Origin of the sequence: Malikia granosa (genome assembly GCF_002980595.1) — a bacterium.
Classification (GTDB): Bacteria; Pseudomonadota; Gammaproteobacteria; order Burkholderiales; family Burkholderiaceae_C; genus Malikia; species Malikia granosa.
In genome coordinates this window covers 84,526-103,440 of the sequence record NZ_PVLQ01000008.1, presented here as the reverse complement: position 1 = coordinate 103,440, position 18,915 = coordinate 84,526, and the positions used below count along the sequence as shown (strand labels likewise).

Below are 18,915 nucleotides of genomic sequence, written 5' to 3'. Positions count from 1 at the left end.
CGGTGCTTATCCCCGCTTGAAAATCACTTCGCCAGCGCCTTGAGCGCGAGCTTGATGCCCTCGCTCACCCCGACCTCGGCCGGCAGCGCCTTGAGCGCGGCGGCGGCCTCCTTCTCGTTGTAGCCGAGCGCGATCAGCGCCTGACCGATGTCGCCATGCGCATCCTCCAGCGGCAGGCCGCCGCCGGCCAGGGCGCCCAGGTCGGCGCCGAGCTTGCCCTTGAGCTCGAGCAGCAGCCGCTCGGCAGTCTTCTTGCCGATGCCCGGCACCTTGACCAGGCGACCCGGCTCCTGCGCGCTCACGGCCTGCGCCAGCTCGGCCACGCTCATGCCCGACAGCAGACTCAGCGCCATGCGCGGGCCGACGCCGCTGACCTTGATCAATTGCCGAAAGGCCTCACGTTCAGTGGCGGTCGCGAAGCCGTAGAGCAGCTGCGCGTCCTCGCGCACGACGAAATGCGTCAGCAGCGCGACCTTCTCGCCCAGATGGGGCAGGCCGTAGAAGGTGCTCATCGGCACATCGACCTCGTAGCCCACGCCGCCGCAGTCGATCAGGACCTGGGGCGGAGATTTTTCCAGCAGGGTGCCGGTGAGTTTGCCTATCATTGACGTTTTCCTTTAGCTGGAATTATCGGTTTGATTCTGCGACACCATTTCTCTCCGCCCGACAACGAGCGCATGGCCCACCTGTGCGGGCCGCTCGACAGCCATCTGCGCACGATCGAGGCTGCGCTGCAGGTCAAGGTCGCGCACCGTTTCGAGCAGTTCCGCGTCGAGGGCCCCAAGGCCAGGGCCGAACAGGCGATGGAGGTGATCCAGGCGCTGTACGAGATCGCCAAGCGCCCCATCCCCAACGAGCAGGTCCAGCTCATGCTCGCGGGCGACAGCGCCCTGCCCGAGGACAGCGTCGAGCATGTCGCGATGCAGACGAGACGCGGCGAGGTGCGCGGGCGCACCGCCAACCAGCAGCGCTACCTCGACCAGATGGCCTGCCACGACATCACCTTCGGCATCGGCCCGGCCGGCACCGGCAAGACCTACCTCGCGGTGGCCTGCGCGGTCGATGCGCTCGAGCGCAGCGCGGTGCAGCGCATCGTGCTGACGCGACCGGCGGTCGAGGCCGGCGAGCGGCTGGGCTTCCTGCCCGGCGACCTGACGCAGAAGGTCGACCCCTACCTGCGGCCGCTGTACGACGCGCTCTACGACCTGATGGGCTTCGACAAGGTGCAGAAGGCCTTCGAGCGCCAGCAGATCGAGATCGCGCCGCTGGCCTTCATGCGCGGGCGCACGCTGAATCACGCCTTCGTGATCCTCGACGAGGCGCAGAACACCACGCCCGAGCAGATGAAGATGTTCCTCACCCGCATCGGCTTTGGCAGCAAGGCCGTCATCACCGGCGACGTCAGCCAGGTCGACCTGCCGCGCACCCAGCTCAGCGGCCTGATCGATGCCGAGCGCGTCCTCAAGCGCGTGCAGGGCATCGCCTTCAACCGACTGACCAGCGCCGACGTGGTGCGCCACCCGCTGGTCGCTCGCATCGTCGATGCCTACGACAAAACCGCCCCGAAAGACTGACATGGCCCTGCCCGACCTGACCCTCTCCCTGCAATTCGCTCGCTTCGACGGCGTGGCCGAGCACCGCGCCGCGCTGCCGCGCCAGAAAGTCATGCGCTGGCTGCGCCATGCCCTGGCCGATGACGGCGAATTCACCGTGCGCATCGTCGACGCCGAGGAAGGCCAGAGCCTGAACCGCGACTACCGCGGCAAGGACTACGCGACCAATGTGCTGACCTTCGACTACGCGCAGGACCCCGTGGTGCAAGCCGACCTGGTGCTGTGCGCGCCGGTGGTCGCGCGCGAAGCCGCCGAGCAGGGCAAGACGCTGCAGCAGCATTACGCCCACCTGCTGGTGCACGGCGCGCTGCACGCCCAGGGCTGGGACCACGAAACCAGCGAGCAGGACGCCGAGGAGATGGAGGCCTACGAGATCGAGATCCTTGAAGGCCTAGGCTTCCCCAATCCCTACGCCGAATAAGGCGCCTTCATGAGCAGCCAGGGCCAGCGTGCCCGTCTCAAGGTAATGACCGCGGGCATCTTCAGCCTGCTGCTGACGCTGGGCGTGGCGCGCTTCGCGTACACGCCGCTGCTGCCGCTGATGCAGCAGCAGGCCGGGCTTGGCGTCGCCGAGGCGGGCTGGCTGGCCGCGATCAACTACGCCGGCTACCTGAGCGGCGCGCTGCTCGCGATGCTGGGCGGCGACCTGGTGCTCAAGGACCGTCTCTACCGCCTCGGACTGGTGGTGGCCGTCGCCAGCACCGCGATGATGGGGCTGAGCAACGACTTCACCATCTGGGCCATCTCGCGCTACCTCGCGGGCCTGAGCAGCGCGGCCGGCATGCTGTTCGGTGCCGGGCTGGTACTGAACTGGCTGATCCGCCATGGCCACCGCAGCGAGCTCGGCATCCACTACAGCGGCGTCGGGCTCGGCGTGGTGCTGTGCTCGGTCGCAGTGGCCTGGATGGGCGAGCACCTGGACTGGCGCGGCCAATGGCTGGCGCTGACGGCGTTCGGCGGCCTGCTCGCCATTCCCGCGTTGGCCTGGCTGCCGGTGCCGCCGCGCAGCATGGCCAGCCAGGGCGCACAGACCTGGCAGGACAGCCCACCAAGCCCGGCCTTCCTGCGCCTGTTCATGGCGGCGTATTTCTGCGCCGGCATCGGCTACGTGGTCAGCACCACCTTCATCGTCGCCATCGTCGAGCGGCTGCCAGGACTAGCGGGACAGGGCAAATGGGCCTTCCTGGCGATCGGGATCGCCGCGGCGCCCGCCAGCATCGTCTGGGACTTCGTCGCGCGGCGCATCGGCGACCTCAACGCGCTGATCACGGCCGCACTGCTGCAGATCGCAGGCATCCTGCTGCCGCTGGCCGGCGGCGGACTGGCAACGACCTTGGCCGGCGCGCTGCTGTTCGGCGGCACCTTCGTCGGCATCGTGAGCCTGGTGCTGACGATGGCCGGGCGCTACTACCCCGGCCGTCCAGCCAAGATGATGGGCAAGATGTCGCTCGCCTACGGCAGCGCGCAGATCGTCGGTCCGGCCGTGACCGGCTGGCTCGCGACCCGCTTCGGCAGCTACCAGTCCGGGCTCTACCTGGCGGCGGGCATCATGCTGCTGGGCACCGCCTTGCTGCTGCTGCTCAAGCGCGTGCCGCTCAGGCCAGTAAGCGCACCTTGACGCTGCGGCCCTTGATGCGACCGGCGGCCAGCCTGGCCTCGGCCTGCTTGGCGATGGCGCGCTCGACGGCGACATAGGTCGAGAACTCGTTGATGTTGATCTTGCCGATCTGCTCGCGCGTGTAGCCCAGCTCGCCGGTCAGCGCGCCGAGCACGTCGCCAGCGCGGATCTTCTCCTTGCGTCCGCCCAGGATCTGCAACGTCGCCATCGGCGGGCGCAGCGGGCCACCCGGCGCCTGGGTCAGGCTGTCCAGCGGCTGCCAGGCGACCTCGCGGCCCTGCAATTGCTCGATCTTGCCGACCGAGCCCATCTCGTCCAGGCTGGCCAAGGTAAGCGCCAGGCCCTCGGCCTCGCCGCGGCCGGTGCGGCCGATGCGGTGGATATGCACCTCGGCGTCGGGCGTGCAGTCGACGTTGATCACCGCGTCGAGCTGGGCGATGTCGAGCCCGCGCGCCGCGACATCGGTCGCCACCAGCACCGAGCAGCTGCGGTTGGCGAACTGCACCAGCACCTGGTCGCGCTCGCGCTGATCCAGCTCGCCGTAGAGCGCCAGCGCCGCGAAGCCCTGGCCCTGCAGCAGCGCGACCAGGTCGCGGCATTGCTGCTTGGTGTTGCAGAAGGCCAGCGTCGACTCAGGCCGGAAATGGTTCAGCAGCCGCGCGACCACCGACAGCCGCTCGCTGTTCTTCACCTCGTAGAAATGCTGGCGGATCTTATCGGCCGCATGCTGGGCCTGCACCTTGACGGTCTGCGGCGCGCGCATGAACTGCGCCGCCAACCGGTCCACCCCTTCCGGATAGGTGGCCGAGAACAACAGGGTCTGGCGGTCCGCCGGACAGAGCTTGGCAACCTGGGCGATGTCGTCGAAGAAGCCCATGTCGAGCATGCGATCAGCCTCGTCGAGCACCAGGGTGCGCACGGCAGCCAGGCTCAGGTGGCCGCGCTCCAGGTGATCGAGGATGCGGCCCGGCGTGCCGACCACCACATGGGCGCCATGCTCCAGGCTCAGGGTCTGGCCACGCAGCGCGACACCGCCGCACAGCGTCACGACCTTGATGTTGCCATGCGCGCGCGCCAGGCGACGGATCTCGAGCGTGACCTGGTCGGCCAGCTCGCGCGTCGGGCACAGCACCAGCGCCTGCACCTGCCACTGCGCCGGATCGAGCTTCTCGACCAGCGGGATGCCGAAGGCCACCGTCTTGCCGCTGCCGGTGCTGGCCTGGGCGATCAGGTCCTGGCCGGCCAAGGCCAGCGGCAGGCTAGCGGACTGGATCGCCGTCATCGCGCGGTAGCCGAGCTGCTCCAGGTTGTCCAGGGTGGAGACGGCCAGCGGCAGCTGGCTGAAGGCGGCGCCAGCGGCCGGGTTTTTCAGGGATTCGTTCATCGCGCGATTATCGGCGGGAGGGCCCGTTGGCAACAGGGCCGAGGGGCACCGGGCGACGATTTCTGCTCGAAGCATGAGGAGCTTGGTGCCACACCCGAAGCAACAGGGCCGAGGTGGCGCCGGGTGACGATTTCTGCTCGCAGCATGAGGAGCCCGGCGTCACCCCGGCCCTGGAGCGCACAACTCTTCAGCAATGCTGGCGGATGAAATGCAGCGAATGCAGGTAGTGGTAGGCGATCTGCTCGTCCCGGTAACGGTAGCGCTCGCCGACCGGACAGGCATTGCGTGCCAGGCAACGATCCTGGCAGGACGAGCCAGGCTGCTTGCGATGGTCCAGGCAAGCCTGCAGCCGCCAGCCGCCGGTTTGCTCAGTGGCCAGCGCACCGGCCGGACAGGCGCTGATGCAGGGCTTGTCCACGCAAGCGGCGCAGGGCGATCCGAGCTCGCGCCTGGACGTGACGGGCAAAGCGGTATCGGCCAGCAGGACCGCACGGTAGGCGAACCAGCTGCCCCATTCGGCATCGACGCCGACCCAGAACGGCGAAGCCTGGTGCCAGCCTGCCAGCGCGCCCAGCCGCTGCAGCCCGACCGGCACCGATCCAGGAAAGACCTGTTGCCATTCATGGTCCGGCAGCGCCTGCGCCATCCAGGCCACGACCCGCTCGGTCACGAACTGGTCCACCGGATGGGCGCCATGCATGCCGCGCCGCTGCAGCGCGTCCCAGAAATCGCGCCCCAGGTGCCCGATCAGGATCAGCTGGCGAAAACGCGCGCGCCCGGCACCGTCAAGGCCAAGCGGCGCCAGCAGCTCGGGCGGCAAATCGGCCAGGTCGAACACCGCCTGCAGGTTCAGGCCATGCTGGTCCAGCCCGGCAAACACCGATTCACCCGGCTCAGGCATTCATCTGCAGCGGTATCGTCACCGGCCCGTCGTTGACCAGCTGCACCTTCATGTCGGCCGCGAAGCGCCCGGTCTGCACGACTGGGTGAGCGGCACGCGCCTGCGCGACGACATAGTCGTAGAGCCGGCGGCCCTCGTCGGGCGCGGCGGCCTGGCCGAAGCTGGGCCGGTTGCCGCCCGAGGTATCGGCCGCCAGCGTGAACTGGCTCACCAGCAGCAGGCCGCCACCGATGTCCTGCAGGCTGCGGTTCATCTTGCCAGCCTCGTCCGAGAAGATGCGCAGCTTGAGCAGCTTGGCCAGCAGCTTGTCGGCGATGGCCTCGGTGTCGCCGCGCTCGGCGCACAACAGCACCAGCAGGCCCTGGCCGATCTCGCCGATCAGCTCGCCCTCGACCGTGACCCGGGCTTCGCTGACGCGCTGCAAGACGGCCTTCATGCCAGCGTCACGCGCGCGAACTTGCGCTTGCCGACCTGGACCACGAAGGTGCCGGCGTCGAGCTTGAGACCCTTGTCGCTGACGACCGCGCCGTCGATGCGCACGCCACCGCCGTCGATCAGGCGGTTGGCCTCACTGGTCGACGGAGCCAGGCCGGCCGACTTCAGCAAGGCGCCGATGCCCAGCGGCGCGCCCGACAGCGCGACCTCGGGGATCTCGTCGGGCACCCCGCCCTTGCTGCGGTTGATGAAGTCCTGCTCGGCCGCGTCGGCCGCCGCCGCGCTGTGGAAGCGCGCGGTGATCTCCTTGGCCAGCGCGACCTTGGCGTCCTTCGGGTTGGCGCCCTGGGCCACCGCGGCCTTGAGCGCGGCGATCTCGGCCTCGCTGCGGAAGGACAGCAGGGTGTACCACTTCCACATCAGCGTGTCGCTGATCGACAGCACCTTGGCGAACATGGTGTTGGCCGGTTCGGTGATGCCGATGTAGTTGTTCTTCGACTTCGACATCTTGTCGACGCCGTCCAGGCCTTCCAGCAGCGGCATGGTCAGGATGCACTGCGGCTCCTGGCCGTACTCCTGCTGCAGATGGCGACCCATCAGCAGGTTGAACTTCTGGTCGGTACCGCCGAGCTCGAGGTCGGATTTCAGCGCAACCGAGTCGTAGCCCTGCATCAGCGGATAGAGGAACTCGTGCACCGAGATCGGCGTGCCGGCCTTGAAGCGATCGTGGAAGTCGTTGCGCTCCATCATGCGCGCGACCGTGTACTTGGCCGAGAGCTGGATCATGCCCATCGAGCCCAGCGGCAGGCACCATTCGCTGTTGTAGCGGATCTCGGTCCTGGCGGGATCGAGCACCAGGCTGGCCTGCTTGTAGTAGGTCTCGGCGTTGAGCTTGATCTGCTCGGGGGTGAGCGGCGGACGCGTGCTGTTGCGGCCCGACGGGTCGCCGATCAGGCTGGTGAAGTCGCCGATCAGGAAGATCACCTGGTGCCCCAGGTCCTGCAACTGGCGCATCTTGTTGAGCACCACGGTGTGGCCGATGTGGATGTCGGGCGCGGTCGGGTCCAGGCCGAGCTTGATGCGCAGCGGCTGGCCGCTGGCCTCGCTCTTGACCAGCTTCTTGATCCAGTCCGCCTCGGGAATCAGCTCCTCGCAGCCACGGCGGGTCACGGCCAGCGCGTGCCGGACCCGGTCGGACAGCACGGGCACAGCCTGGCCAGTTGTCAGATCTGCGTCTTTCCCGGACTCAACTTGTTCATTCATAAGGTTTTTTCCAGTTGCGGCTTTCTCTGGCCTAGGTAAAATAGACGGATGTCTCAAACCGGGATTTTAGTTGGCGCGCCTCTGGCCTATTGGCAGGCGCTGCTGTTCCCGGTATGCACCGCGTTACTGGCGGCCGACTTCCCCCTTATCGCAGCGGCCGCATTCCGCCCGCTGCCACCGGATCTACTTTTTGATGAAGCAACGTTTCGAACTGCTGGTGCAAACCATGCAGCGCCACCCGCGCCGTCTGATGGCCGGGCTGGGCGCCCTGCTGCTGGGCACCGGCGTCACCGCGGTCGCGGTGGCCCCACTGGCACCCGATGCCGCCGATCTGCCGGTCCAGCAGGTGATCGAGCCGGTCACGCCGGTGCCGGCCGCGGCGCCGGCACAGGGCAAGCCGCCGGCCCGCTTCGAGCTGTTCAACAGCGACCTGACCCGGCGCAACGACTCGGTCCAGAGCCTGCTCAAGCGACTCGGGGTCAGCGACAGCGAAGCCGTGACCTTCCTGGCACGCGATCCGGTCACGCGCCGCCTGCTGCTCGATGGCCCGGCCGGCAAGCTGGCCTCGACGCGCACCAGCGACAAGGGCAAGCTGCTCGAGCTGCGGGTGCTCTGGCCAGCCAAGAACGGCAAGGAATTTGCCCGCCTACGGATTGATCGTGGTGCCAAGGGCCTGCAGTCCAAGCTGGAAATGGGCCCGCTGCAGCGCAAGGTGCGGTTGGCCGGTGCCACCATACGCAGCAGCCTGTTCGAGGCCACCGATGCCGCCAAGCTGCCCGACAGCGTGGCGGAACAGTTGGCCGACGTATTCGCCGGCGAGATCGACTTCCGGCGCGACCTCGCCCCGGGCGACCGCTTCCAGGTCGCCTACGAGACCTTCGAGGCCGAGGGCGAAGTGCTGAGCTTCGGCCAGCTGCTGGGCGCCGAATTCGTCAACCGCGGCCAGAAGCACCAGGTGATCTGGTTCCATGAGCCTGGCAGCAAGGGGGCCTTCTACAGCCCGGACGGCCAGAGCCTCAAGCGGGCCTTCCTGGCCTCGCCGCTGGCGTTCTCGCGCGTCAGCAGCCGCTACGGCATGCGCTTCCATCCGATCTCGGGCCGCGAGACGCCCCATCTGGGCGTGGACTTCGCCGCCCCCACCGGCACCCCGGTGCGCTCGGTCGGCGACGGCAAGGTCAGCTTCGCCGGCTGGAAGAACGGCTACGGCAACATCGTGATCGTGCAGCACAGCGACCAGAAATCGACCGCCTATGCCCACCTGAGCCGCATCGGCGTGCGCCAGGGCCAGTCGGTCGAACAGGGCGCGCTGATCGGCGCCGTCGGCAGCACCGGCGCCTCGACCGGGCCACACCTGCACTTCGAATACCTGGTGCGCAACCAGCACCAGGACCCGCTGACCCTGGCGCGCGATGGCGGCAGCCAGACGGTGACGGCCAGCGCCAAGGCCGAATTCAAGCGCCAGGCCCAGGCCATCCGCCAGCAGCTCGACGCCGCCGCCACGGTGGTGCAAGCCAGCGCCGAGTAAGCCTTGTCCAGCTCTTGCGCCAGCCCGGCGCTCTACATCGGCCTGATGTCCGGCACCTCGCTCGACGGGGTGGACGGCGTGCTGATCGACTTCGCGGCCCGGCCCGCGCGCGTGTTGGCCAGCCATGGCCTGCCCCTGCCGCCCGGGCTGCGCGCCGAACTGCTCGCGCTCAATGCCAGCGGAGCGGATGAACTGCATCGCGCGGCGGTCGCGGCGCACCAGCTGACCCTGGTCTATGCCGAGGTGGTGCGGGCGCTGCTGGGCGCCAGCGGCCTCGAGGCCAGCGCGGTGCGGGCGATCGGCGCCCATGGCCAGACGGTACGCCACCACCCGCCCGGGGCCTGGCTGCGCGGCCGCCGGGTCGATGCGCAGGACCCCGGTTTTCCGCCCTACACCCTGCAGCTCAACCAGCCCGCGCTGCTGGCCGAACTCGGCGGCATCGCCGTGGTCGCCGACTTCCGCAGCCGCGACATCGCCGCTGGCGGCCAGGGTGCGCCACTGGTGCCGGCCTTCCACCGCGAGGTGTTCGGCCAGGCTGGATCGTCGGTCGCGGTCGTCAACATCGGTGGCATCGCCAATGTCACGGCGCTCACCAGCGACGGCCGGGTGCTGGGACTGGACACCGGCCCCGGCAACATGCTGCTCGACCTCTGGTGCGCGCGCCATACCGGGGCGCGCTACGACCGTGGCGGCGCCTGGGGCGCGAGCGGCCGGGCCGACCCGGCGCTGCTGGCCAGGCTGCTGGCAGAACCCTATTTCGCGCTGCAGGGCATCAAGAGCACCGGGCGCGACCTGTTCCACGCCGACTGGCTGCAGCGCCAGCTGCAGGGCTTCGAGGCCCTGGCGCCGGCCGATGTGCAGGCCACCCTGGTCGAGCTGACCGCGCGCAGCATAGCCCAGGCGCTGCGCGATCTGCCCTGGGGCGAGGCGGAGCTGTCCGAACTGCTGGTCTGCGGCGGCGGCGCCTGCAACGACGCGCTGATGGCCGCGCTGCGCCGCGAGTTGGCGCCCTGCCCGGTACTGACGACCGCCGAACGCGGCTGGCCGGTCGACCTGGTCGAGGCCGCCGCCTTTGCCTGGCTGGCCTGGCAGGCACTGGAAGGCCGGCCGGGCAACCTGAGCGCGGTCACCGGTGCCGCCGGACCGCGCATCCTGGGCGCGATCTACCCAGCCTGAGTCCCGCGGCAGGCCGCAGCGCGACAAGGCCCAGAGGGAGGCCAGAAACGCAAAAGCCCGCCGACGGCAGGTCGGCAGGCTTTAGGCGGATGTGCGCTGGCGCGGCAGGCCGGACCCGGCCCGGCTGGCGTCAGACGCTGAAGCTGGAACCGCAGCCGCAGGTGGTGCTGGCGTTCGGGTTCTTGATCACGAACTGCGCGCCCTGCAGGTCTTCCTTGTAGTCGATCTCGGCGCCGACCAGGTACTGGTAGCTCATGGCGTCGATCAGCAGCGAGACGCCGTTCTTGCTCATCACCGTGTCGTCCTCGTTGACGATCTCGTCGAAGGTGAAGCCGTACTGGAAGCCCGAGCAGCCGCCACCCTGGACGAAGACGCGCAGCTTGAGGTCGGGATTGCCCTCCTCGGCGATCAGGTCGGCCACCTTGATCGCGGCGCTGTCGGTGAAGACCAGCGGGGCGGGCATTTCGGTATCAACGGCAACGGCTTGTTCGCTCATGGTGTGCAACCCTAGAAATCAGAAGAATGGTTAATACTATAGCAAAAAACTCGGGTATAGCTTGCGGCAAGGCCCGTGATACCGATGCAGGCAACAGGGTCTTTACGGACAGGCCATAAAAAAACCGCCCTCCAGCGCGGGGCTGGCAGGCGGTCTTTTGCAGCAGGGCTGGCGAATTAACGCTTGCTGAACTGCTTGGCGCGGCGTGCGGAACGCAGACCGACCTTCTTACGCTCGACTTCGCGGGCGTCGCGGGTCACGAAACCAGCAGCGCTCAGTGCGGGCTTGAGGGCCGCATCGTAGTCGATCAGGGCGCGGGTGATGCCGTGACGCACTGCACCTGCCTGGCCGGATTCACCGCCGCCGTGCACGTTGACTTGCACGTCGAAGGCTTCCAGGTTCTCGGTCAGGGCCAGCGGTTGCTTGGCGATCATGATCGAGGTTTGGCGACCGAAGAAAGCTTCGATGTCCTTGCCGTTGACCGTGATCTTGCCAGAGCCTTTTTTCAGAAACACGCGGGCGACGCTGGATTTGCGACGGCCGGTGCCATTGTTCCAATCACCAATCATGGCAGCTCCTTAGATGTCCAACACTTTGGGTTGCTGGGCGGTGTGCGGGTGCTCAGCACCACCGTACACCTTGAGCTTCTTGATCATGGCGTAGCCGAGCGGGCCCTTGGGCAGCATGCCCTTGACGGCCTTCTCCAGCGCGCGGCCGGGGTGCTTGGCTTGCAGATCGCGGAAGTTGGTGCCGTAGATACCGCCCGGGAAACCCGAGTGACGGTAGTACACCTTGTCCAGGGCCTTGGTGCCCGTGACCTTCAGCTTGGCTGCGTTGACGACGACGATGAAATCGCCGGTGTCGACGTGAGGGGTATAAATGGCCTTGTGCTTGCCGCGCAGACGGAGTGCCACTTCGCTGGCGACACGTCCGAGCACCTTATCGGTGGCGTCAACCACAAACCACTCGTGCACAACCTCAGCGGGCTTGGCGCTGACAGTAGTCTTTTGCATAAGTTTCTCTTTGAAAGAGTGAGGTTTGGCGGGCTCTTTTCCACGGTCGGTGCTTCTCTGGAGGAAGCCTCTTAGGTGGGGATGAACTTCGCCGCGGAGCCCATGGATCGCTGCGAAGCCCTCCATTATAGGTTGGGGCTTCAACTATGGCAAGGATGACTGCTCACCCAGCCGAACATACAATCGCCACACCACCCGAGCGTGGGGCGAGCATCCGCGTGGGTGCGGGATTGCCGCAAGCCTCATCGAAAGACAATCTCTATGCGCACTGAACTGAAGCTGGCCGTGCTGGCCGCCGCCGTGACCCTGGCGGCTTGCGGCAAGAAAGAAGAAGCCGCTACTCCTGTAAGCCCTGCAGCTGCACCGGCTGCCGACCAGCTGGTGGTGAAGATCGGCCATGTCGGCGCGACCAGCGGCCAGGTGGCCCATCTGGGCAAGGACAACGAGAACGGCGCCCGGCTGGCGGTCGAGGAGCTCAACGCCGCCGGCATCAAGATCGGCGACAAGAGCGCCAAGTTCGAGCTGCTGGCAGAGGACGACGCCGCCGACCCCAAGCAGGCCACGGCTGCCGCGCAGAAGCTGGTCGATGCCAAGGTCAATGGCGTCATCGGCCACCTGACCTCGGGCACCACCCTGCCCGCCTCTCAGGTCTACAACGGCGCCGGCATCCCGCAGATCACGCCCTCGTCGACCAACCCCAAGATCACCCGCCAGGGTTATGCCGGTGCCTTCCGACTGGTGGCCGACGACACACAACAGGGCGGCGCCCTGGGTCGCTACTCGGTCGAGACGCTCAAGGCCAAGACCGTGGCCGTGATCGACGACCGCACCGCCTACGGCCAGGGCCTGGCTGACGAATTCGCGAAGGCCGCCGCTGCCGCTGGCGCCCAGGTGGTGGGCCATGAGTTCACCAACGACAAGGCCACCGACTTCAAGGCCATCCTGACCACGATCAAGGCCAAGCAGCCCGACGTGATCTTCTTCGGTGGTATGGACTCGGCCGGCGGCCCGATGCTGCGCCAGATGAAGCAGCTCGGCATCAAGGCCAAGCTGGTCGGCGGCGACGGCCTGTGCACCGGCGAGATGATCAAGCTCTCGGCCGAGGCACTGGGCAACGACCAAGTCTACTGCGTCGAGGCCGGCGGCGTCGATGGCGCCGAAGTCAACGACAACGAGAAGTTCCGCACTGCCTTCAAGGCCAGGTACCAGGCCGATGTGCAGGCCTATGCGGCCTATGCCTACGACGGCGTCAAGCTGCTGGCCCAGGCCATGCAGGCGGCCGGTTCGGCCGAACCCGCCAAGTACCTGCCGGAGCTCAAGAAGATCCAGTACCAGGGCGCTTCCGGCAAGGTGGAGTTCGACGAGCAGGGTGGCCGCAAGAATGCCGCGCTGACCCTCTACACCTTCAGGAACGGTGCCCGCGCCCAGCTGGCGATCATCCGCTGACCGGACTGCCGGCCGGCACGACGGCGTCAGCCAGGCCTGCCATCCATGCGCCCGCCCTCCGGCGGGCAGCTACGACCCACTGAAAAAAATCATCATCATGCGTACTGAAATCAAGCTCATCGCCCTGGCTGCCAGCGTGGCCCTGGCCGCCTGCGGCAAGAAGGAAGAAGCCCAGGCACCTGGCGCCGCCCCGGCCGCCGAACAGCTGGTCGTGAAGATCGGCCATGTCGGCCCGACCAGCGGCCCGGTGGCACATTTCGGCCAGGACACCGAAAACGGCGCCCGCCTGGCGGTCGAGGAGCTCAACGCAGCCGGCATCAAGATCGGCGACAAGAGCGCCAAGTTCGAGCTGCTGGCCGAGGACGATGCCGCCGATCCCAAGCAGGGCGCCGCCGCCGCGCAGAAGCTGGTCGACGCCAAGATCAACGGCGTGGTCGGTCATGTGACCTCGGGCACCACCCTGCCGGCCTCGAAGATCTACAACGACGCCGGCATCCCGCAGATCACGCCCTCGTCGACCAACCCCAAGATCACCCGCCAGGGCTATGCCGGCGTATTCCGCCTGGTGGCCGACGACACCCAGCAGGGTGGCGCCATGGGCCGCTATTCGGTCGAGACGCTCAAGGCCAAGACCGTGGCCGTGATTGACGACCGCAGCGCCTACGGCCAGGGCCTGGCTGACGAGTTCGAGAAGGCCGCCGCCGCTGCTGGCGCCCAGGTGCTGGCCCATGAGTTCACCAACGACAAGGCGACCGACTTCAAGGCCATCCTGACCACGATCAAGGCCAAGAAGCCCGACGTGATCTTCTTCGGCGGCATGGACTCGGTCGGCGGCCCGATGCTGCGCCAGATGAAGCAGCTCGGCATTCCGGCCAAGCTGGTCGGCGGCGACGGCCTGTGCACCGCACAGATGATCCAGCTCTCGGCCGAGGCGCTGGGCGACGACCGGGTCTACTGCGTCGAGGCCGGCGGCGTCGACGGCGACGAGGTCAGCGGCAACGAGAAGTTCCGCGCCGCCTTCAAGGACAAGTACAAGGTCGAGGTCCAGGCCTACTCGCCCTACGCCTACGACGGCGTCAAGCTGCTGGCCCAGGCCATGCAGGCGGCCGGTTCGGCCGAACCCGCCAAGTACCTGCCGGAGCTCAAGAAGATCCAGTACCAGGGCGCTTCCGGCAAGGTGGAGTTCGACGAGAAGGGCGACCGCAAGAACGCCGCGCTGACCCTCTACACCTTCAGGAACGGTGCCCGCGCCCAGCTGGCCGTGATCCGCTGATCGACGAGCCCCAAGCGGCAGCGCTCCGAGAACGGCCCAGCAGGGCCGTTTTTCATTTCAGGCTGGCGCCCCCTTGCGTTACCATCCGCCCCATGTTCAGTTACCGCCACGCCTTCCACGCGGGCAACCACGCCGACGTGCTCAAGCACATGACGCTGGTCGCCATCCTGCAATACATGGGTCAGAAAGACACCGGCTTCACCGTGGTCGACACCCACGCTGGCGCGGGCGTCTATCGCCTGGACCAGGACCACGCGCGCAAGTCGGCCGAGTCCGATGCCGGCATCTTCCGCCTGCTGGCCGCCGTCGAGGCCGCCAAGGCCGGCAGCCAGCCGGTGCCCGAGCTGGTGAAGAACTACCTGCAGCAGGTGCGCAGCTTCAACCAGGGCAAGGACCTGCGCGTCTACCCCGGATCGCCCTGGATCAGCCAGGCGCTGCTGCGCCCGCAGGACAAGCTCAAGCTGTTCGAGGTCCATCCGACCGACTCGCGCCTGCTGGATCGGCAGGTGGCCGAGCTCGAGCGCGGCAAGCAGATCGAGGTGCTGCGCCGCAACGGCTTCGAGGGTCTGCGCTCGCTGCTGCCGACGCCAACAAGACGCGGCCTGGTGCTGATCGACCCGAGCTACGAGCTCAAGACCGACTACGCGGCCGTGATCGACTGCCTGGAGGAGGCGTTGCAGCGCTTCCCGACCGGCAGCTACGCGGTCTGGTATCCGGTGATCGGGCGCCCGGAGGCGCATTCACTGGCGCGCAAGCTCAAGGCCATGAGCCAGCGCCTGCAGCGCAGCTGGGTGCAGGCGGAACTCAACGTGGGCCTGACCCCGACCGAAGGCACCAGCGCCCAGGTCGCGCAGGGTCGCGCCCATACCGCAATGCGCGCCAGCGGCATGCATGTGATCAATCCGCCCTTCACGCTCGCCGCGCAGCTGCGCGAGGCACTGCCCTTCGTGACCGAGGCGCTGCAGGACCCTATCGGTTCCGGCTGGACGGTCGAGAGCGGCAACTACTGAGGACTGGCCGAACGGGGAGCCAGCTCCCCGGCTGCCGGCCTGGCGGGCATCTGCTGCACGATCTGGACCTCGGAGATGCCGTGCCCCTTGATGCCCAGCGCGGCCGCCGCCGCGTGGCTCAGGTCGATGATGCGGTTCTTCAGGTGCGGGCCACGGTCAACGATGCGGACCGCCACCTCGCGCCCGGTCTGCAGGCTGCGCACGATGACCCGGGTACCGAAGGGCAAGGTCTTGTGCGCGGCGGTCAGCTCGTTCATGTCGTAGCGCTCGCCGCTGGCGGTCTTGCGGCCATGCAGCATGTTGGCCAGGAAGGACGCCGTGCCCTGCTCGAGCACCAGCGGCTCGGACTTGGCGCCGGCCAGCCAGTCGGCGCCCGCATGCAGCGAGTCCTGCACCACGCCCTTGGCCTGGCGCAGCAGCTCGGCGGGTGCCAGGCCATGGTGAGCCGAGGCGGTGGGCGCGGCCGTGAGCGCCGGCACCGGGGTCGCCGGGCTAGCCGCGACGGGCTCGGCCGCCTGCAGCGGCGCCAGGCCCAGCAGCAGCCAGGCTGCTGCGGGCCAGCGCCAGCCGGCTGATCCGCCCAATCGGCGCAGCCAGCGGACGGCGAGCGGCAGAAGGAAATGAGACAGTTGGCGCAAAGGCAAGCTCCAGGCGTCAGGGACACCTGGCCGAATTTAACCCAGATCGAGCCGGCGCAGGATTTCCAGCACCGGTGCGCTCTGGTTCATGGTGTAGAAATGCAGCCCCGGCACGCCGGCATTGCGCAGCTGGTCGCACAGGTCGGTCACCACGTCGAGGCCGAAGGCCTTGATCGACTCGGTGTCATCGCCATAGGCCTGCAGGCGCAACCGGATCCAGCGCGGGATCTCGGCGCCGCAGCTGTCGGCAAAGCGCAGCAAGCCGGCGGAATTGGTGATCGGCATGATGCCCGGCACCACCGGCACCTCGGCGCCGAGCTTGTACGCGTCGTCGACGAAGCGGAAATAAGCATCGCTGTTGAAGAAGAACTGCGTGATCGCCGAGCTGGCACCGGCCTTGACCTTGGCGGCATAAGCCTGCAGGTCGGCGTCTGGCGACTTGGCCTGCGGATGCGTCTCGGGATAGGCGGCCACCTCCAGGTGGAAATGGTCGCCGGTTTCGGCACGGATGAAGGCCACCAGATCGGCGGCATAGCGGAACTCGCCCATCGCGCCATAGCCGCTGGGCAGATCGCCACGCAAGGCCACCAGGCGACGCAGGCCCATGGACTTGAACAAGGCCAGCTTTTCCCGCACCGACTCGCGCGAGGCACCGACGCAGGTGAAATGCGAGGCGCCCTGCTGGCCCTCGTCCAGGATCGCCTGCACGGTCTGCAGCGTGCCGTCCTGCGTCGAGCCACCGGCGCCATAGGTCACCGAGCAGAACTCGGGCTTGGCGACGTAGAGCTGCTGGCGCACCACGTGCAGCTTGGCTGCGCCCTCGGGCGTCTTGGGCGGAAAGAATTCGAAACTCAGGGGCAGGCCCATACAAAAAACTCCCGGTTGCCGTCACCACCGGTGATCGGACTTTCAAAGTAATCGAGCACGCGCCAGCCCAGGGCGGCGCAGGCCTGGCGCATGCGCGCCTCGACCAGCGCGTAGCTGGCCGGATCGCGCACCAGGCCGCCCTTGCCGATCTGCTCGGGCTGCAGCTCGAACTGCGGCTTGACCAGCATCAGCAGGTGGCCGTCGGCCTTGAGCAGCGGCGCAATCGCCGGCCAGACCAGGGTCTGCGAGATGAAGGACAGGTCGCCCACGACCAGGTCGAAGGGCGGTGCCGCCGGCTCGCCGCCCGCAGCGACCAGCGCCTCGGCGCTCAGCTCGCGCGCATTGAGCTTCTCGACGCAGACCACGCGCGGATCGGCGCGCAGCCGCTCGTTGAGCTGGCCATGGCCGACATCGACGCCGACCACGTTCGCCGCGCCCTGCTGCAGCAGGCAGTCGGTGAAGCCACCGGTGCTCTGCCCGACATCGAGGCAACGCAGCCCCGCGACCGGCTGCCCGGTGCGCTGCAAGGCGCCCTCGAGCTTGAGACCGCCGCGCGAGACATAGCGCGACTCGGCCGCGTCAGCCAGCTGCAGCTCGGCCGCCTCCGGCACCGGGTCACCGTTCTTGGTAACGGTCTTCCAGGCGCCGGAACCGACGCGCCAGCGCAGGCCGGCCGCGATCAGGCGCTGCGCCTGCGAGCGCGAGGCCGCCAGGCCGCGCTCGACCAGCAGCTGGTCGGCCCGCATCAGTAGCGGTAGCTGTCGGGCTTGTAGGGGCCCTGCTTGGGCACGCCGATGTAGGCGGCCTGCTCGTCGCTGAGTTCGGTCAGCATGGCACCGACCTTCTTCAGGTGCAGGCGCGCGACCTTCTCGTCCAGGTGCTTGGGCAGCACATAGACCTTGCCCACGTCATAGCCTTCGGGGTGAGTGAACAGCTCGATCTGGGCGATGGTCTGGTTGGCGAAGGACGAGCTCATCACGAAGCTCGGGTGGCCGGTGCCGCAGCCCAGGTTGACCAGTCGGCCCTTGGCCAGCAGGATGATGCGCTTGCCGTCCGGGAAGATCACGTGGTCGACCTGGGGCTTGATCTCTTCCCACTGGCAGTTTTCTTCCAGCCTGGCGACCTGGATCTCGTTGTCGAAGTGGCCGATGTTGCAGACGATGGCCTGGTCCTTCATGGCCGCCATGTGCTCGAAGGTGATGACGTCGCGGTTGCCGGTGGTGGTCACGAAGATGTCGGCCTTGTCGGCAGCCCATTCCATGGTCACGACCTTGTAGCCTTCCATCGCGGCCTGCAGGGCGTTGATCGGGTCGATCTCGGTGACCCAGACCTGGGCCGACAGCGCGCGCAGCGCCTGGGCCGAGCCCTTGCCCACGTCGCCGTAGCCGCAGACCACCGCGACCTTGCCGGCGATCATGACGTCGGTGGCGCGCTTGATGCCGTCGACCAGCGACTCGCGGCAGCCGTACAGGTTGTCGAACTTGCTCTTGGTGACCGAGTCGTTGACGTTGATGGCGCGGAACATCAGCGTGCCCTTGACCGACATTTCCTTCAGGCGGTGCACGCCGGTGGTGGTTTCCTCGGTCACGCCGATGATCTGGGCGCTCTTGCGGCTGTACCAGCTGGCGTCCTCGGCCAGCTTGGCCTTGATCGCGGCGAACAGGATGCGCTCTTCCTCGCTGCCCGGGTTGGCCAGCACCGACGGGTCGCGCTCGGCCTGCTTGCCCAGGTGCATCAGCAGGGTGGCATCGCCGCCGTCGTCGAGGATCATGTTCGGGCCCTCGCCCTCGCTGCCGGCGGGGCCGAAGTCGAAGATGCGGTGGGTGTAGTCCCAGTAGTCGACCAGGGTCTCGCCCTTGACGGCGAACACCGGGGTGCCGGCAGCGGCGATCGCGGCAGCGGCATGGTCCTGGGTCGAGAAGATGTTGCACGAGGCCCAGCGCACCTGGGCGCCGAGCGCCTGCAGGGTCTCGATCAGCACGGCGGTCTGGATCGTCATGTGCAGCGAGCCGGTGATGCGCGCGCCCTTCAGCGGCTGCTTGGCAGCGAATTCCTCGCGGATCGCCATCAGGCCGGGCATCTCGGTCTCGGCGATCTTGATTTCCTTGCGGCCCCAGGCGGCCAGGCCGATGTCGGCGATCACGCAGTCGGTATGGACGGGGTTCTTGAGCGGTGCGTTCATGATTGAGCTTTCCAACAGTTTGAATCGACCACCGGACGGGTCGTGCTGGAGGAAAAGCCTGCACTCACGCCACGC

The 18,915-nt window shown here is 67.7% G+C and carries 20 protein-coding genes; 8 read left to right on the top strand and 12 right to left on the bottom strand.

Translation table 11 applies throughout. The features are described from left to right. Nucleotides 1-23: 23 nt before the first annotated feature. Entirely contained in the window at nucleotides 24-605 is a 582-nt protein-coding gene (ruvA, locus tag C6P64_RS01580; protein ID WP_105746834.1) for a Holliday junction branch migration protein RuvA, read from the bottom strand. A 30-nt stretch (nucleotides 606-635) separates the two neighbouring features. Here ruvA and C6P64_RS01575 point away from each other — a divergent pair, with 30 nt between their 5' ends. Genes C6P64_RS01575 through C6P64_RS01565 form a run of 3 tightly spaced genes read left to right on the top strand, consistent with a single transcriptional unit; the run spans nucleotide 636 to nucleotide 3,231 of the window. After that, nucleotides 636-1,574 (top strand): PhoH family protein, encoded by a 939-nt coding sequence (locus C6P64_RS01575; RefSeq protein ID WP_105746833.1) that lies wholly within the window; start codon nucleotides 636-638, stop codon nucleotides 1,572-1,574. Between the two features lies 1 nt (nucleotide 1,575). Further along, nucleotides 1,576-2,034, top strand: a complete 459-nt coding sequence (ybeY, locus tag C6P64_RS01570) for an rRNA maturation RNase YbeY (RefSeq protein ID WP_105746832.1) — start codon at nucleotides 1,576-1,578, stop codon at nucleotides 2,032-2,034. Nucleotides 2,035-2,043: 9 nt separating this feature from the next. Then, nucleotides 2,044-3,231 (top strand): YbfB/YjiJ family MFS transporter, encoded by a 1,188-nt coding sequence (locus tag C6P64_RS01565; RefSeq protein WP_105746831.1) that lies wholly within the window; start codon nucleotides 2,044-2,046, stop codon nucleotides 3,229-3,231. Here the strand turns inward: C6P64_RS01565 and dbpA are convergent. The 4 genes from dbpA to tyrS form a co-directional block, all read right to left on the bottom strand. Continuing rightward, nucleotides 3,209-4,615 carry an ATP-dependent RNA helicase DbpA gene (gene dbpA / locus C6P64_RS01560; RefSeq protein ID WP_105746830.1) on the bottom strand — a complete coding sequence of 469 codons (1,407 nt, stop codon included), beginning with the start codon at nucleotides 4,613-4,615 and terminating at the stop codon, nucleotides 3,209-3,211. The genes C6P64_RS01565 and dbpA overlap by 23 nt on opposite strands. Nucleotides 4,616-4,802: 187 nt before the next feature. Further along, nucleotides 4,803-5,516: a hypothetical protein gene (locus C6P64_RS01555; protein WP_105746829.1), complete on the bottom strand. Its 714-nt coding sequence runs from the start codon at nucleotides 5,514-5,516 to the stop codon at nucleotides 4,803-4,805. Continuing rightward, nucleotides 5,509-5,952 carry a D-aminoacyl-tRNA deacylase gene (dtd, locus tag C6P64_RS01550; protein WP_105746828.1) on the bottom strand — a complete coding sequence of 148 codons (444 nt, stop codon included), beginning with the start codon at nucleotides 5,950-5,952 and terminating at the stop codon, nucleotides 5,509-5,511. The genes C6P64_RS01555 and dtd overlap by 8 nt, the downstream gene beginning before the upstream one ends. After that, nucleotides 5,949-7,214: a tyrosine--tRNA ligase gene (gene tyrS, locus C6P64_RS01545; RefSeq protein WP_105746827.1), complete on the bottom strand. Its 1,266-nt coding sequence runs from the start codon at nucleotides 7,212-7,214 to the stop codon at nucleotides 5,949-5,951. The genes dtd and tyrS overlap by 4 nt, the downstream gene beginning before the upstream one ends. Nucleotides 7,215-7,407: 193 nt before the next feature. On the opposite strand from tyrS, the gene C6P64_RS01540 reads away from it, so the two are divergent. Next, nucleotides 7,408-8,739 carry a M23 family metallopeptidase gene (locus C6P64_RS01540; protein WP_105746826.1) on the top strand — a complete coding sequence of 444 codons (1,332 nt, stop codon included), beginning with the start codon at nucleotides 7,408-7,410 and terminating at the stop codon, nucleotides 8,737-8,739. 3 nt (nucleotides 8,740-8,742) lie between these two features. Continuing rightward, nucleotides 8,743-9,915: an anhydro-N-acetylmuramic acid kinase gene (locus C6P64_RS01535; RefSeq protein ID WP_281257928.1), complete on the top strand. Its 1,173-nt coding sequence runs from the start codon at nucleotides 8,743-8,745 to the stop codon at nucleotides 9,913-9,915. Between the two features lie 130 nt (nucleotides 9,916-10,045). Here C6P64_RS01535 and erpA read toward each other — a convergent pair whose 3' ends face one another. The 3 genes from erpA to rplM form a co-directional block, all read right to left on the bottom strand. Further along, nucleotides 10,046-10,411 (bottom strand): iron-sulfur cluster insertion protein ErpA, encoded by a 366-nt coding sequence (gene erpA / locus C6P64_RS01530; protein WP_105728279.1) that lies wholly within the window; start codon nucleotides 10,409-10,411, stop codon nucleotides 10,046-10,048. Between the two features lie 176 nt (nucleotides 10,412-10,587). Beyond that, nucleotides 10,588-10,980: a 30S ribosomal protein S9 gene (gene rpsI / locus C6P64_RS01525; RefSeq protein WP_105746825.1), complete on the bottom strand. Its 393-nt coding sequence runs from the start codon at nucleotides 10,978-10,980 to the stop codon at nucleotides 10,588-10,590. A 9-nt stretch (nucleotides 10,981-10,989) separates the two neighbouring features. Continuing rightward, nucleotides 10,990-11,424: a 50S ribosomal protein L13 gene (gene rplM / locus C6P64_RS01520; protein WP_105746824.1), complete on the bottom strand. Its 435-nt coding sequence runs from the start codon at nucleotides 11,422-11,424 to the stop codon at nucleotides 10,990-10,992. A 261-nt stretch (nucleotides 11,425-11,685) separates the two neighbouring features. Between rplM and C6P64_RS01515 the strand changes: the two genes are divergently transcribed. The 3 genes from C6P64_RS01515 (at nucleotide 11,686) to C6P64_RS01505 (ending at nucleotide 15,153) form a co-directional block, all read left to right on the top strand. Continuing rightward, nucleotides 11,686-12,870, top strand: a complete 1,185-nt coding sequence (locus C6P64_RS01515) for a branched-chain amino acid ABC transporter substrate-binding protein (RefSeq protein ID WP_105746823.1) — start codon at nucleotides 11,686-11,688, stop codon at nucleotides 12,868-12,870. A 97-nt stretch (nucleotides 12,871-12,967) separates the two neighbouring features. Then, on the top strand, nucleotides 12,968-14,143 hold the full coding sequence (locus C6P64_RS01510; protein WP_105746822.1) for a branched-chain amino acid ABC transporter substrate-binding protein: 1,176 nt from the start codon (nucleotides 12,968-12,970) through the stop codon (nucleotides 14,141-14,143). A gap of 92 nt (nucleotides 14,144-14,235) precedes the next feature. After that, nucleotides 14,236-15,153, top strand: a complete 918-nt coding sequence (locus C6P64_RS01505; RefSeq protein ID WP_105746821.1) for a 23S rRNA (adenine(2030)-N(6))-methyltransferase RlmJ — start codon at nucleotides 14,236-14,238, stop codon at nucleotides 15,151-15,153. On the opposite strand, the gene C6P64_RS18415 is transcribed toward C6P64_RS01505, so the two are convergent. From C6P64_RS18415 to ahcY, 4 genes are read right to left on the bottom strand one after another with little or no spacing between them, the layout of a single operon-like run. Next, the gene (locus tag C6P64_RS18415; protein WP_245911588.1) at nucleotides 15,147-15,791 is read right to left on the bottom strand and encodes a septal ring lytic transglycosylase RlpA family protein; all 645 of its coding nucleotides are present in this window, start codon (nucleotides 15,789-15,791) and stop codon (nucleotides 15,147-15,149) included. The two genes, C6P64_RS01505 and C6P64_RS18415, sit on opposite strands and share 7 nt — an antisense overlap. Nucleotides 15,792-15,827: 36 nt before the next feature. Further along, nucleotides 15,828-16,658: a methylenetetrahydrofolate reductase [NAD(P)H] gene (metF, locus tag C6P64_RS01495; RefSeq protein WP_105746820.1), complete on the bottom strand. Its 831-nt coding sequence runs from the start codon at nucleotides 16,656-16,658 to the stop codon at nucleotides 15,828-15,830. Next, nucleotides 16,643-17,404, bottom strand: a complete 762-nt coding sequence (locus C6P64_RS01490; RefSeq protein WP_105746819.1) for a TlyA family RNA methyltransferase — start codon at nucleotides 17,402-17,404, stop codon at nucleotides 16,643-16,645. Before C6P64_RS01490 ends, metF begins: the two co-directional genes overlap by 16 nt. Next, nucleotides 17,404-18,840, bottom strand: a complete 1,437-nt coding sequence (gene ahcY / locus C6P64_RS01485; protein ID WP_105746818.1) for an adenosylhomocysteinase — start codon at nucleotides 18,838-18,840, stop codon at nucleotides 17,404-17,406. The genes C6P64_RS01490 and ahcY overlap by 1 nt, the downstream gene beginning before the upstream one ends. Nucleotides 18,841-18,915: the final 75 nt, after the last annotated feature.